The 15,782-nt window shown below is 69.8% G+C and carries 12 protein-coding genes; 4 read left to right on the top strand and 8 right to left on the bottom strand.

Features of this window, described 5'->3' with window-relative positions; all coding sequences use genetic code 11:
- Positions 1-145: 145 nt before the first annotated feature.
- The 6 genes from AC1MEY_RS28140 to AC1MEY_RS28115 form a co-directional block, all read right to left on the bottom strand.
- Entirely contained in the window at positions 146-1,684 is a 1,539-nt protein-coding gene (locus AC1MEY_RS28140; protein WP_480228606.1) for a serine/threonine-protein kinase, read from the bottom strand.
- Between the two features lie 242 nt (positions 1,685-1,926).
- Positions 1,927-3,696 (bottom strand): outer membrane protein assembly factor BamB family protein, encoded by a 1,770-nt coding sequence (locus AC1MEY_RS28135; protein WP_480228605.1) that lies wholly within the window; start codon positions 3,694-3,696, stop codon positions 1,927-1,929.
- A gap of 43 nt (positions 3,697-3,739) precedes the next feature.
- Entirely contained in the window at positions 3,740-4,333 is a 594-nt protein-coding gene (locus tag AC1MEY_RS28130; protein ID WP_480228604.1) for a TetR/AcrR family transcriptional regulator, read from the bottom strand.
- 72 nt (positions 4,334-4,405) lie between these two features.
- Entirely contained in the window at positions 4,406-5,581 is a 1,176-nt protein-coding gene (locus AC1MEY_RS28125) for an acyl-CoA dehydrogenase family protein (protein WP_480228603.1), read from the bottom strand.
- A 30-nt stretch (positions 5,582-5,611) separates the two neighbouring features.
- Positions 5,612-7,657, bottom strand: coding sequence for an acetate--CoA ligase family protein (locus AC1MEY_RS28120; protein ID WP_480228602.1), 2,046 nt, complete (start codon positions 7,655-7,657; stop codon positions 5,612-5,614).
- The gene (locus AC1MEY_RS28115; RefSeq protein ID WP_480228601.1) at positions 7,654-9,033 is read right to left on the bottom strand and encodes a flavin monoamine oxidase family protein; all 1,380 of its coding nucleotides are present in this window, start codon (positions 9,031-9,033) and stop codon (positions 7,654-7,656) included. The genes AC1MEY_RS28120 and AC1MEY_RS28115 overlap by 4 nt, the downstream gene beginning before the upstream one ends.
- Before the next feature lie 128 nt (positions 9,034-9,161).
- Between AC1MEY_RS28115 and AC1MEY_RS28110 the strand changes: the two genes are divergently transcribed.
- Both AC1MEY_RS28110 and AC1MEY_RS28105 read left to right on the top strand, forming a co-directional pair.
- Positions 9,162-9,326, top strand: a complete 165-nt coding sequence (locus AC1MEY_RS28110; protein ID WP_480228600.1) for a hypothetical protein — start codon at positions 9,162-9,164, stop codon at positions 9,324-9,326.
- On the top strand, positions 9,326-10,786 hold the full coding sequence (locus tag AC1MEY_RS28105) for a cytosine permease (protein ID WP_480228599.1): 1,461 nt from the start codon (positions 9,326-9,328) through the stop codon (positions 10,784-10,786). The genes AC1MEY_RS28110 and AC1MEY_RS28105 overlap by 1 nt, the downstream gene beginning before the upstream one ends.
- Before the next feature lie 91 nt (positions 10,787-10,877).
- Here the strand turns inward: AC1MEY_RS28105 and AC1MEY_RS28100 are convergent, their stop codons facing one another.
- Entirely contained in the window at positions 10,878-12,164 is a 1,287-nt protein-coding gene (locus AC1MEY_RS28100) for a threonine/serine exporter family protein (RefSeq protein ID WP_480228598.1), read from the bottom strand.
- Positions 12,165-12,433: 269 nt separating this feature from the next.
- Entirely contained in the window at positions 12,434-13,423 is a 990-nt protein-coding gene (locus AC1MEY_RS28095) for a DUF3533 domain-containing protein (RefSeq protein ID WP_480228597.1), read from the bottom strand.
- Between the two features lie 77 nt (positions 13,424-13,500).
- On the opposite strand from AC1MEY_RS28095, the gene AC1MEY_RS28090 reads away from it, so the two are divergent.
- Complete coding sequence (locus AC1MEY_RS28090) at positions 13,501-15,279, top strand: thiamine pyrophosphate-requiring protein (protein WP_480228596.1); 1,779 nt, start codon at positions 13,501-13,503, stop codon at positions 15,277-15,279.
- Positions 15,280-15,470: 191 nt separating this feature from the next.
- The gene (locus tag AC1MEY_RS28085; RefSeq protein ID WP_480228595.1) at positions 15,471-15,755 is read left to right on the top strand and encodes an ANTAR domain-containing protein; all 285 of its coding nucleotides are present in this window, start codon (positions 15,471-15,473) and stop codon (positions 15,753-15,755) included.
- Positions 15,756-15,782: the final 27 nt, after the last annotated feature.

Raw genomic sequence — 15,782 nt, 5'->3', positions numbered from 1 at the left:
CGCCTCTAGCTCGCCGAGACTGCGGTGGGATCGCGATTCCTACGGGTTTCGCGATCTCACCGCAGTTTGGCGTGCGGGGCGGAAGCATGTGCGCTCCTGGAGGCGTCATCACACGTTGACGCGCCACGGAGCCACCACTGCCGGCTCAGCGCTGGGAGGCGCCGTACTCCAGCGCCGGGTCGCTCTCACTGCCTCGGCTGCTGGAGATCGTCAGCTGGTCGGGCCGCACCTGGTAGCGCGAGCCGTCTGCGGGGTTGATCGCGTCGAAGCCGCCGCCCGCGGGCACGGCGTTCTGGAGCACCAGCTGTGCGCCGTCACTCAGCCGCTCGCCGCGGTAGTAGTAGCTGTCCGACCCGGTCTGGCAGACGATCGCCAGCGAGTTCGCGGTGCGGATCATCGCGGCCGGCGAGCTGCCTGCCTCGCAACGCGCGGAGTGCCCGACGAAGCCCTGCGAGTCGGCGCCGGACACCCCGGCGATGGGACTCGCGCTCGTCGACGTGGTGGTCGTCGACGTGCTCGACGTGGTGGTCTCCTCGTCGTCCGAAGTCGCCGAGGATTCCTCGGTGCTGGTCGACGGTGGGACGGCGAGCGTGGTGCGCGGCTGGCTACCTCCGCTGTCCCCGCCGCTCATGACCACGACGGCAGCCAGGATGGCCGCCAGCGCAAACATCGCGAACGTGCCGAGGAGCAGTGCCTTCTGCGTGGCGCTCAGGCCCGTCTTGGCGATGGGAGTGACCGGCAGCGACGGGTGCGAGGTGTACGCGGGGCGCGGGTCGGCCGCCGGCATCGCGCGCGTGCCGTTGTGTGGCGGGGGTTGCCGCGGGGGCGCGGGTGGCGGGACTGGCCGATTGTGCGAGGCCGCCGACGCCGCGCGGGCGAGGTCGCCGGCGGACGCATAGCGATCGCCCGGGTTCTTGGCCATGCCCTTGGCGATGACGTCGTCGAACGCGGGGTTGATGCCGCGGCGCAGGGCGCTCGGCCGCGGCGGCGGGGTGAACAGGTGGCCGCTCATGACCTGGCGCAGGTCACCGGCTTCGAACGGCGCGCGGCCGGTCAGGCACTCGAAGAGCAGGCAGGTCAGCGAGTACACGTCCGACGGCGGGCCGCCCGGCTTGCCGCTCAGCCGCTCCGGCGACATGTAGGCGCACGACCCGATGACCAGGCCGGTCTTGGTGACGGTCGCCTCGCCGCCGCCGTAGGCGATGCCAAAGTCGACGAGGTAGGCGAAGTCGTCGCTGGTGAGCAGCACGTTCTCGGGCTTGATGTCGCGGTGCACCAGCCCGTTGGCGTGGGCGTCGTCCAAGGCTGCGGCGACCTGGCCGATGATCCACGCCGCGCGACCCGGAGGCAGCGTGCCGTGGTGGCGCAGCTCCTCCTTGAGGCTGGCGCCCTCGACCAGGCGCATGTCGATGAAGAGGACGCCGTCGATCTCGCCGAAGTCGTGCACGGGGATGACGTGCGGCTCCTGCAGGCGGGCGGCGATGCGCGACTCGCGCTTGAATCGGTCCTGGAAGACGGGGTCGCCGGCCATGTCGGGGCGCAGCAGCTTGAGCGCCACCACGCGCTCCTTGACGGTGTCGTAGGCGCGGTAGACCTCGCCCATGCCGCCGATGCCGATGACGGCCTGCAGTTCGTAGGGTCCGAAGCGCGAGCCCAGACGGGAGTCGACACCCGGGGAGCCCATATGCGTTCCCTCCACCCTTTCGATCTGCGTCTACGTGGATTGAACCGTCGCCGTCGACGGTGTTCCCGCTGTGCACGCGCTCAACCCGTCCCCCGACGTGAGCGGCGAGCCACGACACCGAAGTCATGGCAGCACAAGCCAATTGCTCTGTGGAGAGATTACACGGGTGTGAGTGTCCGGTTTTGTGACGCGAATCGCCCAGCCGCCGCGCCAGCGGCGCTACCTGGCGATTCGCTCTCCCGCTACCCGAACCCCTGCGCATAAACGCCGTCCGAACCCTGGGTGAGGACGACGGTGGCGCCGTTGGCTGCGGTGACCTGCAGGACGAACGCGTCCGCCGGTCCGATCTCGCGGGTTTCGGTGACGCGGCAGTCGGCGGGGTCGACGACGATCAGGCCAGGAACCTCAGCGCCCGACTCTGGGAACACGAGGGCGCGCCCAAGGGACGCGTAACCCTCGTCGAAGTCCGGGCCCCGAACCTGCGTCTCCGGCGGCAGCGCGCAGGTCGTCCTCCCGTCCGAACCGATCAGCTCAACCCGGCTCGGCTCTGCACTGGAGCGACTGACGAAGCCGTCACTGTCGGACACCACGGCGCCGCGGTAGAAGGCCGGCAGGTCGACGAACCGACCGGTGCGGACGTCGACGTACCGCGTCAATTTGCCGCTCTGGAACTTCAGCACGGCGCCACCCCTGCCGGCCCGTAACACGTCGACGGTGCCCAACCGCTCGAAGTCGAACGGCTTCATGACGTCCTGGTGCCGGATCACCTCGCCGGTCTCCGGGTTCACGACGGCGAGCACGATGAACGGGGCCCCGTCATCGGCGGTATCGCAATACCCGAGCGACGCGAACTGTCCAGTCGACGCGATCTGTGGACCGATCGCTTCGCACTCACCCAGCGGATCGGGGACTTGCCACGTCTGACGGCCGGTGCGGGAGTCGATGCGTGTCCACGACTCCTCACCCCGTGCAATCAAGAGGCCGGCGTTTGCGTCGACGTTGTCTTGGTAGTCACCCGAAGCGCCGAAGCCCATCGCCTCGGCCAACACGTCACCGGTCGCCGTCCACAGTTCCGCGCCGGTGACCGCGTCGAGCGCCACGAACGTCGGCGTCGTCTCCTGATGCTCCGGCCGACGCGCTCCGAGGACGAGCGTCCGCCCGTCGTCGAACGGACGAACCGTGACGACCTCGACGGGTCCCGGGCCGGTTCGGTCGTAGTGCCACCGCTCCTTGCCCTCGGCGTCGTAGGCGGTCACCGGCCCGGCACCCCAGACGACGAAGCCCGCACCTGCGCGCAGCACGCGGTAGCCGGGCGTCGTCACCGCTGCGTCGCCAATCCTGATGCGGAACCGCTCCACGCCGAGCGTCTGGGGTACCGGCGGTATCGACGCGTCGGCAGCCGTGGTGTGGTCGACGTACCGACTGTCGGCAGTGACGAAGCCCGTCAGGCCGGCCAGGACGATGCAGACCACCGCGCCCATCACGGCTCCGATCCGGAAACCACCGCGGCGTCGGTTCGCGTCCAGCAGCATCGAACGTCGACCGGCGCAGAGACCGACCGTGCCGAGCACCACGCAGATGACCGCGACCACGACGAGCGCCACCCGGACGTTCGGTACGCCGTCCGCCCGAGACGGGACCAACGCGTTCCACCAGTCCAGGGCGAACAGCCCGAGCAGGCCGGCAATCGCCGCCGGGACCGCGAACCAGGTGAGGCTTCGAGCGATGGTCAGGCGATCTTCGGGGACCGACCTGCGCCATGCCCAGGCCATCCACCCGAGACCTAACGCGGCGGCAACCAGCACGAGAGCCGCCCACCATGCGGCGACGCGTTGCCGGTGACACTCGCCGATGCAGTTTGCACCCCCGAACGCCAGCCCGTAGGCGCACATCAGGGCGGCGCCTAGGGCCAGCGCCGCGCCAAACCCCCATGACGCGGACCGCAGCATCGGTGCCCGCACGGTCTGTTTCGGTGTCGGCTCCCCAGCCACGATCTCGCCGCCGGTGCTCATCGCGATGGCCACCCCCTTCGCGGTCGAATGCTATCGACCCTGGCTACTCCTCGATCACACCGCGCACGAACGCCCGGCACGTCTCGCGCATGGCGTCCAGCGACATGCTCGACGACTCGAGCAGCACCTGCACCGCCAGCCCGTCGAGCATCCCGATCAGCATGTTGGCCAGCAGGACCGCATCGCCGGCGCGGGCGGTCCCCTCGTCCTGCGCCGAGGCGATCACCCCGGCCACGACGTCGCGCCACTGGCCGTAGAGCCGGTCGTTGATCTCCTGCAGGACGGCGTCGCGGCTGCCCTCCGCCCACAGCGCGAGCCACACCTTCCATGCCCGCAAGGACAGGTCGTCGCTCGGCAGGTAGGACTCGACGAGGTCGTTCAGGATCGCCAGGCTGTCCTTGCCGGACGCCAGCAGTTCGTGCCGACGGGCGAGCGAATCCGTCAGGTTGAACTCGAACGCCGCGGTGATGACGTCCTTCTTCGTCTCGAAGTAGTAGTGAATCGTCCCCGAGCTGACGTTCGCCTGCTTCGCGACGTCGGACAGCCGAAGCGCGGGAACGCCCACCGACGCGATCGCCGAGCACGCCGCGGAGAGGATCTGCGGTCGCCGCTCGGCTTCCACGCTGGGACGCGGCATCGGGCCCTCCGGTCGGCTGCGGCTACTGGCGTTCCGATCGTACAAGTAGCTTGACTGGTGGGCCGATCAACTTCACCCGAGGTTGCGGGAGATCACCAGCTTCATGATGTCGGAGGTGCCCTCCTCGATCTCCTCGAGCTTCGCGTCGCGCATCCACTGCTCGACCGGGTACTCGCGCGAATAGCCCCAGCCGCCAAGGGTTTGCACCGCGGCGTGGGTCACGAACATCGCCGTCTCCGAGGCCGTCAGCTTCGCCATCGCCGCGATCCCGCGGGCCGGTTCGCCACTGTCGATGATGCGCGCGGCATGCAGGACGAGCAGCCGGGACGCCTCGATGCGGGTGGCCATCTCGGCGAGCCGGAATGCGACGGCCTGATGCTCGATGATCGGCACGCCGAACTGCTTGCGCGTCTTCGCGTACTCCAGCGCGTACTCGTAGGCGGCACGTGCGGCGCCAACCGCGGCCGCTCCCAGGACCACCCGCGAGATGTCGAAGGTGCCCATCAGGCCGTAGAAACCCTGCCCCTCCTCGCCGAGCCGGTCCTCCTCCGGCACGAAGACGTCGTCCAGGAAGATCTCTCGGCAGACGATGGCCCGCTGGCCCATCTTCTTCATCGGCGCGCCGAAGCTGAGCCCCTCGGTGTCCTTGTCGAGCAGGAACGCCGAGATGCCGCCCGAGCGCTTGGTAGCGTCGGTCTTGGCGAAGACGACGTAGAACTGAGCGGCGCCTGCGTTGGAGATCCACGCCTTCTGCCCGCTGATCCGGTAGCCGCCGTCGACGCGGGTGGCGGTCGTGACGATCGATGCCGCGTCCGAACCGGATTCGGGTTCGGTGGTGGCCAGTGACGTCATCACGGCCTGCGGGCCGGTCAGCGGGGTCAGCCACCGCTTCTTCTGCTCCTCGGTGCCGAGCACCATGATCGGGTCGGAGAAGAAGCCGTTGGAGCACACCAGGTTTCCGATGCCCGGGTCGCCCCAGCACAGCTCCTCCTGCACCAGACACTGGGTGAAGACGTCGGAGAAGCCGCCTCCGCCGAACTCCTCGGGGATCATGAAGTCGGTGATGCCGACGGCGGCCGCCTTGGCGAAGATGTCCACGGGCGTCACGACGTCGGCCTCGTCGACCTCGCGGCCGCGGGGCCGGATCTCCTTGGCCGCGAAGTCGCGGCACAGCTCGACGATCTGACGCTGCTCGTCGGTGAGCGGCCAGGCCGGGACGTTGGTGGTCGAACGGGTGGCGGTCGCCATGGTGGTCTCCTCGAGGTCGGGCGGGAAGTGCTAGGTACGCGTATCGGTCAGGACGAGTCCGTCGACTGCCAGCGCTCCGGACGCGGTGGCGCGGACCGGGTTCACCTCGATCTCGGCGACGTCGCGACGCCGGCTGATGAGGTGCGACGCGGCGACGACCACGTCGGCGAGGGCGTCCACGTCGACGGGCGGACGGCCGCGAAAGCCGTGCAGCAGTGGCGCGCAGCGCAGGCGGTCGAGCATCGCGATCGCGGTGGCGTGGGTGACCGGCGCGCACTCCATCCGGACGTCCCGCTGAATCTCGGTGTCGGTGCCACCCGCCCCGACCACGACGACCGGCCCCAGTTGCGGGTCGCGGCGGGCGGCGACGAGGATCTCGACGGCGTCGGGACGGGTGTCCTGTTCCTCGACGACGTAGTCGCCCTCCCCGAGCCGACTGCGCATGTCGGCGAAGGCAGCGGCCAGGTGTCCGACGTCCAGGTTCGTCCGGACGCCGCCCACGTCGCTCTTGTGCTCGAGCCAACCGGCCTTGAGCACGAGCGGTGCGCGGAGCCGCACTGCCTCGGCGAGGTCGGCCGCGGTGCGCACCAGCACGCCCCGCGGGAACGCGATGCCGGCGTCGGCGAGCACGGCACGCGCGGACCAGTAGCCGGGCGTGACCGCTGCGGTGGACTGGACCGGGCGTGGCACGTCCTTGCCGAGAGTCGTTGCGGCAGTGCTGATCGCCGCGAGGGCGCCCATCGCCGACTCGATGCGGTCGAATGCCGGCACGCCGTGCCGCTCCAGGGTCCGGGCGGTCGCCGACTCCGGTGCCATGGTGTGCACGACCACGGGAACGCCGGTGTCGCGCACGATTGCGCCGAGGTGTTCGGCGACCGACAGTTCGGCGTCGGCGAGCGACGGGGTGTCCTGGCCGTAGCAGCCGAAGTAGCCCGTCATCACGACCGCGTCGACGTCGCCGTCGGCGATCACGCGTTCGACGTAGGTGGCGTAGTTGCGGAGGTCGCGTTCGCCTGCGCCGGCCAGGTCGACCGGGTTGGTGCACGCGGCGCCGACGGGCAGTGCGACGGTGAATTCGTCGGTGAGCGCTGCGGGGAACGGCGGAACCGTCAGTCCCGCAGCGGTAGCCACGTCGGCGGCGATGGCGCTCTGCCCGCCGCTGTCCCCGACGATCGCGACGCGGCGGCCGCGGGGCATCGGCGCGGCGAGTAGCGTGCGCGCGACGTCGATGACGTCGCCCGGGGTGTCCACCCGGATGACACCGGCGGCGCGGCAGGCGGCGTCCACGACGTCGAGTGACGACGTCAGCGATCCCGTGTGCGTGCGGGCTAGCCGCGAACTCGCGGCGCTGGCACCGACAGTGAGTAGCACCGTCGGCTTGCCCGACTGACGGAGTGTGCGGAGCGTGTCGAAGAGCGCCTCGCCGTCGGTGAAGCTCTCGAGGTAGAGGGCGATCACCCGGGTGGCGTCGTGCGCGGCGAGGTCGTGCAGCAGTTCCGTTGCGGTGACGTCGGATTGGTTGCCGATCGACACGAACCGGGACACGCCCAGCCCGCGTCGGCGACCGACGGCCACCAGTTCCGAGCCGAGCTGCCCACTCTGCGAGACGATCGCCAACGGACCCCGCGTCGGGCTCCCCCACATCAGCTGGAGTTCGGTGGTCGCGTCGTAGATGCCGAGGCTGTTGGTGCCGATGAGCCGGGCGCCGCGGGCGGTGATCCGACGGGCCAGCGCGGCGTCGTCGGCGACTCCGGCGGTGATGCCGAGGAAGCCGCGCACGCCGCGATCGAGCGACTCGTCCACGACGGCGTCGACGTGGCCGGCCGGGACGCACAGGGCGACGAGGTCGGGCGTCTCGTCCAGCGCCGAGACACTCGGTGCGCAGGGGTGGCCGAGTACCGATGCGGACCGGCTGTTGACGAGTGAGATTCGGCGGCGGTGCGCGCCCGTGAGCGCGCCGGAGGCCAACCAATATCCCCACTTGGTGGGATCCTCGGAGGCCCCGACGACGGCGACCGACGCGGGATCGCTGAAGACGGCGAGGTCCGTCGCGGGTCGGGTCAGATGGGTCGTCACGGGCGCAGCGCCGTCGTGATCTCGGCGGCGGCGCGCTGACCGGAGGCGATGGCTCCGTCGATGTAGCCGTTCCACACGCTGGAGGTCTCGGTGCCGGCCCAGTGGATTGGGCCACAGGCGGTGCGCCAGCCGCTGGCGCCGTGTTCGGTCCAGACCCCCGGGGCCGGGTTCGCGGCGTAGCCACCGTGCGCCCAGGGATCGTCGGGCCAGACCTTCTCCATGTACTGCAACGGTTCTCCCGCGCGAGCGCCGAAGAGGGCGGTGAGCGTGGCGAGGACCTGGGCACGCCGCTGCTCGGGGCTGAGCCTCGCCCAGCGCTGCTGCCGGTCGGCGTAGACGAACGACACCAGCACCCCGACGCCGGCGTCGTCGGGCGAGTTGTCGAAGACGACGCCGACGGCGTTGTCGCCATAGGCGGTGGCCTCGCCAGAGTGGCCGTCGGCCCGCCAGAACGGGGTGTCGTAGACGGTATGGATCTTGGCGACGTCGCCCATCGGGGTGCGCTCCATCCACCGGTTGCGCGCCTGCGGCAGCGGCGGGATGAACCGGATGCGGACCGCCGCACCGGGAGACGCGGCGACCACGACGTGGTCGGCGAGGATCTGACCGCGCTCGGTGTCGACGCGGACGCCGCCGCCCTCGAGGGTCTCGACGTGGCGCACGGGAGCGTGGAGGACGACCCGGTCGCCGAGGTGCGCCGCGATGGCCAGCGCGACCGACTGGGCGCCGTCGGTGAAGCGGCGCTCCTGGGCGCAGCCCTCGGTCTCCATCAGCTGGTCGAAGCCGCCGGCAGAGGCGACGTAGAAGAGCAGGTGGAACAGCGAGATGTCGCGGGGCTCGACCGTCCAGACGCCCTGCACGGCGAGCGCGAGCCGCAGCCGCGCGGCCTCGTCGGCGACGGTGCGGTCGAGGTAGGACTGCACCGTCTCGGAGTCCCACTCGGTCAGCCGATCATGCGCGGTCGGATCGTCGAGGTCGATCGTCGCGGCCAACTCGTCGATGACGTCGGCGGCGGCGACGTACGCGTCGACCCCCGGCGCGTCGTCGGGACCGGCGCCGCGGAAGGGACGGGTGACGCCGTCGGACCACAGTTCGAGGTGGTCGCCGGTGTTGTAGGTCGGGAACGTGGCACACCCGAAGCGCTCGGCGGCCGCCAGCAGCCGGGTCTGCGTCGGGCCGACCCACTGGCCACCATGGTCGACGACGAGACCGCCGTCGACGCGTTCGGACAGCACCCGGCCGCCGACTCGGTCCGATCCCTCCAGGACCAGCACGTCGACGCCGTCGTCGTGCAGCGCGAGGCCAGCGGAGAGCCCGGCGTATCCGGCGCCGACCACCACGACGGTGGACTTCGGCGGCAGTTCGGCGGTCGACATGGCAATGACGCTATTCATAACTGGCTCGTCAGTCAAGTATTTCGAGTGACTTGACACCAGCGCTTGACAGAACGTGACGGCGACCACAAGCTAAATAAACTGGTCCGCCAATCAAGAATGAGGTTCGCATGAACGACGTCACCTTCGACCGGGAACTCCGGGAGCGGCTCGCGCTGGTGGACAACCCCGACGGGACGACGATCGCCGTGCCCGACCTGCCGCTGCGCGACTTCCTGATCGCCGTGATCTCGCTGTCCCTCGCGATCGTCGCGCTGACGTGGTGGGCGTACTAGTGACCCATCTGCTGCGCCGCGGTAGGAACGCGCCGGTCGAGGAAGCCTTCGACGCCACCCTCACCGAACTGCCGCTCCTCCCCCGGGAGCGGATCTGGGGCTTCTGGCAGCACTCCTGGGTGAACATCGGCCTCGCCATCGCGACGTGGGCCTTCCTGCAGGGCGCAGCCGTCGCCTACTACGTCGGCGTGAAGCAGGCCATCGCGTCCATCGTGATCGGCTACGGGATCAGCGTGCTGCTCGTCTCGCTGGCGCCGTGCATGCCGTCGGTCAAGTACGGCATCGAGCAGTTCGTCGGGTTGCGCAGCGCGTTCGGTGAGAACGGCGCGCGCGTCGTCATGGTGACCGTCTCGACGATTCTGGCCGCGGCGTGGTCGGCGGTGCTGGCGATCATGTTCGGCCACGGCCTGGTGACCGTCGCCAACCAGCTGTTCGGCGTCGAACTGTCGGAGACCGGCACCGCAGCAAGCCTTCTCGCACTCGTCGCCATCATCGTGTCGTGCCTCATCCTGGCGCGCGGACCGGTGTCGGTCGAGGCAGTGTGCCGTGTCATCGCGCCGATGCTGATGGTGATCCTCGTCGGCATCATCGTCGTCGTGTTCACCCACCACACCTGGCCCGAACTCGCCGCGCTGGAACCGCTCGGCGGCGCCAGCGACGACAGCCACCTCAGCTTCCTGCTGGCGATCGAGTTGAACATCGCCGGCGGCTTCGCCTGGTGGCCCAACATGGGCAATCTCGCTCGCCTGAGCCGGAATTCGCGTGCCGGCTTCTGGCCGAACTGCATGGGCATCTTCGGTGCGTCGGTGGTCGCCGCGATCGTCGGTGCGCTGGCGGCACTCTCGCTGCAGATCGACGAGCCGACCCAGTGGTTCATCCCGCTCGCCGGCGCCGGAGTCGGCGTCGTGGCACTCGTCATCGTCTGCCTGGCCAACGTCACGGCCATCCTGTCGCAGGGCTACGCGTCGATGGTGGCGCTCAAGGGCGGTGGCGGTCGGGTGTTCCGGACGGCGGCATGGCCATGGTTGATCGCGGTCATCCTCGGCCCTGCGGCGGTTCTCGTCTTCTTCCCGGCCGCCGTGTACGACAATTACGGCCGCTTCCTGTCCTGGGGTGCGATCGTCCTGGCGCCGCTGTGCGCCGTGCAGCTGGTCGACTACTTCATCCTGCGCAAGCGTCGGCTGCACGTGCCCGCCCTGTTCCTGCCGCCGAGCGAGTCGCGGTACGGCTACTGGCGGGGCGTGAACATCGCCGCCTTCGTCGCGGTCGCGGCCGGGGCGACGACGTACTCGCTGCTGCTGAACCCGGTCACGTACGAACCGAGCGAGCTGTTCCGCTACACCACGGCGTCGGTGCCCGCGTTCCTAATCGCCGGGCTGGCGCACTACCTGCTGACGCGGTTGGTGGTGCAGCCGCTCGGGATGGGTGGGTACGAGCGACGGGTGGTCGCGGCCGTCTGATCTCATTGCGCTCGCCGAAACTGCTGTGGGATCGCTGGTTTGCCTTGGATCGCGATCCCACAGCAGGCTCGGCGGGGTTGAGGCTGGTGGGTCAGCGGCGCAGGCGCGTGTCGATCGTCGCGAACACGCTCCAGCCGATCAGCGTGCCGAGCGCGATCGAGAAGATCGCCGCGACGGCCGTGCCGAGCGTCAGGACGTTGCCCTCGCCGGCGACGGCCTCGCCGAGCGTCTCGAAGCTCAGAGCGCCGGGGACCAGCGCCCAGAACGCCGCGAGCATCATCACGATCGCCGGCGGCGACGTCTTGATCCGCGCGCCCAGCATCGCGAACGGCACGACCAGGAACGCGCCGACGGCGCCGGAGTGCGTCGGCGACAGGAACAGGCCGCCGATCTTCTGGCCGATCAGCGCCACGGCTACCGCAAGGATCAGCCACGCGAACGACCCCTTCGGCGCCGACAGATAGATGTACAGCCCGACCGCGATCACCAGGATCGCGACGTACAGCGACCACCCGCCCATCTGCGCCGACGGCTGCTGCGGGGCCAGGTCCGCGCCGAGGTGGATGCCCAGCCCTACGCCGAAGACGAGGAGGCCCAGCTGCGTGACTCCGTAGATCAGCCGGGTCGCGCCGCTCATCATCTGGCCGCTGGCGAGTTCCATCGCGCCGATCGTCAGTGCGAGGCCCGGCAGGATCGCCACCAGCGGCGGACTGATCACGCGCAGCAGACCGTCGTTTGCGGCGTCGGCGACGAACCCTGCTGCCAGCAGCGTGACGACCGCCGCGGCGAACGTCGGCAGTACGGCGCCCAGCGTCGGGAACGGCCGGCCCAGCATGACGATCGCACCGACGACTGCACCGAGGAACACGTAACCCGGCAGCGACGCCCACGTCGGGTTGATGACCATGCCGAAGCCCAGCGTGGTGATGGTGTAACCGATGACGGTGACGACCGGGCCGTATCGCGGCGGCATCGACCGGGCGGCAGCAGCCTCGGCTGCAGCATCGGCGGGGGTGATGGCGCCGACCTCGGCGAGTTCGGCGATCGCGTCGACGCGGCCCGCGAGGTCCAGCTGCGTCGTCGGCCGCACGACCGTTTCGACCTCGTAGGCAACGGTGCCGACCTGCACCACCAGCGCCGTCGGGAACACGACGATGCGGACCTTCTCGTCGGTGTAGTTCTTGGCAATGGTCTGCAGCCGCGCCTCCACCTGGTGCGACGGTTGCTCGCACTCGATCAACGCGATGCCCAGCTCGCGGAGCATGGCGGCGACCTCGGCCTCGTCGTCGTGGCGTCCGTCGGTCAGCGCCGGCGGCACCTCCTTGCGGATGGACCGCAGCACGCGACGCGCTCCGCTCGGGCGCCCGTGGTCAGTCATGCCTGCGATTGTGTCCTGCGTCGTGCGGCGGTGCGCTGGTGGGCGGGGTTTGGCGGCGCTGGGGGAAGGGGTGTGAGGCTGGGAGGCGTCAACGAATGATGACGGTCTGGGGAGTCACGGCGTCACGTTCGCTCGGTCTGCGTCGAGCGGCCGAGGACGTGCGAGCGGACCGTAGCGTCTGGGACGACGCGGCACGGGTGCTCTGCCGTGCGTCATCATTCGTTGACGCGCCGGGGAGACACACCGCCAGATACCGGGCCAGCCAATGCCTACCGCTCCGCCGGCGACTTCCCCAACCGCCGCGACACCACGACGAGCACCGTCGTCGTCACGATCAACCATCCGCTCAGCACCAGGTACGGCAGCAGCCGCTGGTGGTCGGGAAAGTACGTCGCCGAGTGCAGCGCCGACACCGTCGCACCGCTGGGCAGCGCATGGTTGAGGAACGCGAACGGCTGCGGCAGCAGCGACGCCGACACCGCGCCGCCGGACGACGTGTTGCCCAGCAGGATGAACGTCAGCCACGTCGGGATGATCGCCCACCGGTGCATCAGCACCAGCATCGTCGAGTTGAACATCGCCGCCACCGCGACCTGCAGCGACAGCAGGAACCACAGCTGCACGAACGGCGTCTGCAGCGAATGCAGCACCGACCCCGCGATCAACGCCAGCGCCAAACCGCCCACCACCGTCAGCACGCCGACGCACACCATCCACTTGCCCAGCGTCAGCGTCTTCACGTTGGCGCGCAGCTGGAACATCGTCACGAAGCCGAGGATCGTCGCGGCGATCACCACGTAGAACGTCGCCAACCCGGCCGGATCCTCGGGCGGCAGCGGATGCAGGTCGACCACCTGCAACCGGTAGGACTGCGGTGCCGCCTGGTCGAGCTGCGTCAACGCCCGCGACGACGACGGGTCGCTCGCACTCGACAGCAGTAGCTGTGGCGGCGACGCGCCCGCATCGATGACCGCTGTCACCTGCTGGCTGTCGATCGCGACGATCGCGTCCGCCCGCGTCGCGTAACTCCGCATGTCGAACTCGTGCTCGCGCGCCTGCAACTGCGCCAGCAGCTCCGCCGACGGCGCACCCACCACACCGATCGGCAGGTGATGCGGGAACGGCCGACCGAGCGCGATCGTGTACGCCGCCGCGAACGCCGACGTCATGAGGATCGCGATCGTCAGCACCGTCGCGACCTTGCGCCACTCGAGCGGGACGGCCCGCAGCCGGGCCAGCACCGAGCCCGACGTCGTCATGACCGCCAAAGCTACCCGGACCCCCATCCACGAAACGGCGCACGGTTCGACACCGCCAGCCCGGGTAGCCCCGCTCCATGACGGAGTCCTCACCTCAGCTCGTCGCCGACGCCATCGTCGAACGCCTACGGGACTGGGGCGCCACGCGCGTGTTCGGTTACGCCGGCGACGGCATCAACACGCTGCTCGGCGCCATGCAACGCGCCGACGGCCCGGAGTACGTCTCCACCCGGCACGAGGAACACGCCGCCTTCTCCGCCTGCGGGCACGCCAAGTACACCGGCGAGGTGGGCGTCTGCATGGCCACCCAGGGACCCGGCGCGATCCACCTGCTCGCCGGGCTCTACGACGCCAAGCTCGATCGCCGGCCGGTGGTGGCGATCGTCGGCCAGGTGGTGAGCACCGCGCTCGGCAGCGGCTACCTGCAGGAGGTCGACCTGCACACGCTGTTCAAGGACGTCTGCGCGCAGTACGTCCAGACCGTCTTCGCCCCCGAGCAGGCGCTGACCGCGCTCGACAACGCCATGCGCACCGCCATCGCCACGCAGACGCCGACGTGCCTGGTGATCCCGCACGACGTGCAGCAGGCCGAGATGCCCGAGGAGACGCAGCACAGCCACGGCATCGTCCCGTCATCGCCCATCGCCGCTCGCCAACTGCTGACCGCGCCGGAGTCCCAGATCCGCGCGGCCGCCGACGTCCTGAACGCGGGCAGCAGGGTGGCACTGTTGGTGGGCCGCGGCGCCGCGGGCTGCGCCGACGAAATCGCCGCGCTGGTGGACGCTTTGGGCGCGGGCGTGACCGTCTCGCTGCTCGGCAAGCCGGTGCTCGACGAGACGCTGCCCTGGCACACCGGCGTGATGGGTCACCTCGGCACGACGGCCAGCGCCCACCTCATGGCGGAGTGCGACACGCTGTTGATCGTCGGCTCGAATGATCCGTGGACGGAGTTCTACCCCGCCCCCGACCAGGCGCGCGCCGTGCAGATCGACGTCGACCAGAAGGTACTCGGCGCGAAGTACCCCATCGAGGCAGCGATCAGCGGCGACGCCCGCCGGTCGCTCGCGGATCTCCTCCCGCTGCTCGACCGCAAGACCGACCGCGGGTGGGAGCAGCAGGTTCACGCCTGGACGACGCAGTGGCACCAGATCGCCGACGGGCGGTGCACCGCCGAGTCCGTCAACGCCAACCCCGAGTTCGTCGTACGCGAACTGTCGCAACACCTTCCGGACAACGCCCGCGTCGCCGTCGACGTCGGATCGTCGGTCTACTGGTACGCCCGCCACCTCCGGCTGCCGCCCGACGTCCCAGCCCACGTCTCGAGCTACCTGGCGTCGATGGGCTGCGCGCTGCCCTATGGCATCGCCGCCAAGCTCGACGCGCCCGACCGACCAGTCGTCGCTCTCGTCGGCGACGGCGCGATGCAGATGGCCGGCCTGCCCGAACTCGTCACGCTCGCCGACCGCTGGCGGAACTGGGCCGACCCGCGCTTCGTCGTGCTGGTGCTGCACAACGGCGACCTCGCCGAAGTGTCCTGGGAGCAGCGGGAAATGGAGAACAATCCGCGGTTCGACGCCTCACAGGACGTGCCGGCATTCCCGTACGCGCAGTACGCGGAGATGCTGGGGCTCGGTTCGATTCGGATCACCTCGTCCGATCAAGCCGCCGACGCGTGGAAGCAGGCGTTCGCCGCGGACCGCCCGTTCGTCATCGAGGCCATGACGGATCCGAACACGCCGCTGCTGCCGCCGCTGATGCCGGAGTCGAAGGTCGACGCGATGTACTCCGCACTCGAGCAGGAGGATGGCGGCGCGGCGATCCGCCGTCGGGTCGAGGAACAGCAGGCCGCCGAATAGTCGCGTGACTCGTGGGCTCTCTGTGACTCGTCTGTGGTTCGGCGCCGTCAGCCTCCATCCGCAGTTCCCGCGGGTATCAAGGGTGGAGGCACCGACGGCGACACCGATGGCGTGAATCACGCACATCCGGGTACGTCGACGCCAACGACACGACGACCAGGAGACGAACCGTGCTGGAGCAGTGGACTCAGGTGAGTAGGACAGAGGACGACGCGGTCCGCGGACGACGCATCCTGGACCGCGCCGAGGGCGTGCTGATGGGCGTTCTCGGGTACGACTCGGCCGCCGCGTTCATGGAGCTGGTCTGCACCGCCCGGGACACGGGTCTGCGCCTGACGACGATCTCCGGTGCCCTGCTCGACGTCGCCTGCGGCCACGACGGGACCACCACCGCCCACGACGTCGCGCGCGAGCGCTGGGGCCGACTGCTGCAGGGACGCAGTCGGACGCCGACAGAGGCCGGTGCGCCGACCTGAAGTCCTAGGTGACCCCCGCGAGCAGTC

Source organism: Mycobacterium sp. PTI7, from assembly GCF_056679845.1.
The sequence above is the reverse complement of the archived record's forward strand: the minus strand, read 5'-3'. Positions and strand labels throughout refer to the sequence as shown.

Coding starts and splice junctions, on each gene's coding strand:
- AC1MEY_RS28110 (WP_480228600.1), top strand. CDS start 9,162: ATGAACGACGTCACCTTCGACCGGGAACTCCGGGAGCGGCTCGCGCTG.
- AC1MEY_RS28135 (WP_480228605.1), bottom strand. CDS start 3,696: ATGAGCACCGGCGGCGAGATCGTGGCTGGGGAGCCGACACCGAAACAG.
- AC1MEY_RS28115 (WP_480228601.1), bottom strand. CDS start 9,033: ATGTCGACCGCCGAACTGCCGCCGAAGTCCACCGTCGTGGTGGTCGGC.
- AC1MEY_RS28140 (WP_480228606.1), bottom strand. CDS start 1,684: ATGGGCTCCCCGGGTGTCGACTCCCGTCTGGGCTCGCGCTTCGGACCC.
- AC1MEY_RS28095 (WP_480228597.1), bottom strand. CDS start 13,423: ATGACGACGTCGGGCTCGGTGCTGGCCCGGCTGCGGGCCGTCCCGCTC.
- AC1MEY_RS28125 (WP_480228603.1), bottom strand. CDS start 5,581: ATGGCGACCGCCACCCGTTCGACCACCAACGTCCCGGCCTGGCCGCTC.
- AC1MEY_RS28090 (WP_480228596.1), top strand. CDS start 13,501: ATGACGGAGTCCTCACCTCAGCTCGTCGCCGACGCCATCGTCGAACGC.
- AC1MEY_RS28130 (WP_480228604.1), bottom strand. CDS start 4,333: ATGCCGCGTCCCAGCGTGGAAGCCGAGCGGCGACCGCAGATCCTCTCC.
- AC1MEY_RS28100 (WP_480228598.1), bottom strand. CDS start 12,164: ATGACTGACCACGGGCGCCCGAGCGGAGCGCGTCGCGTGCTGCGGTCC.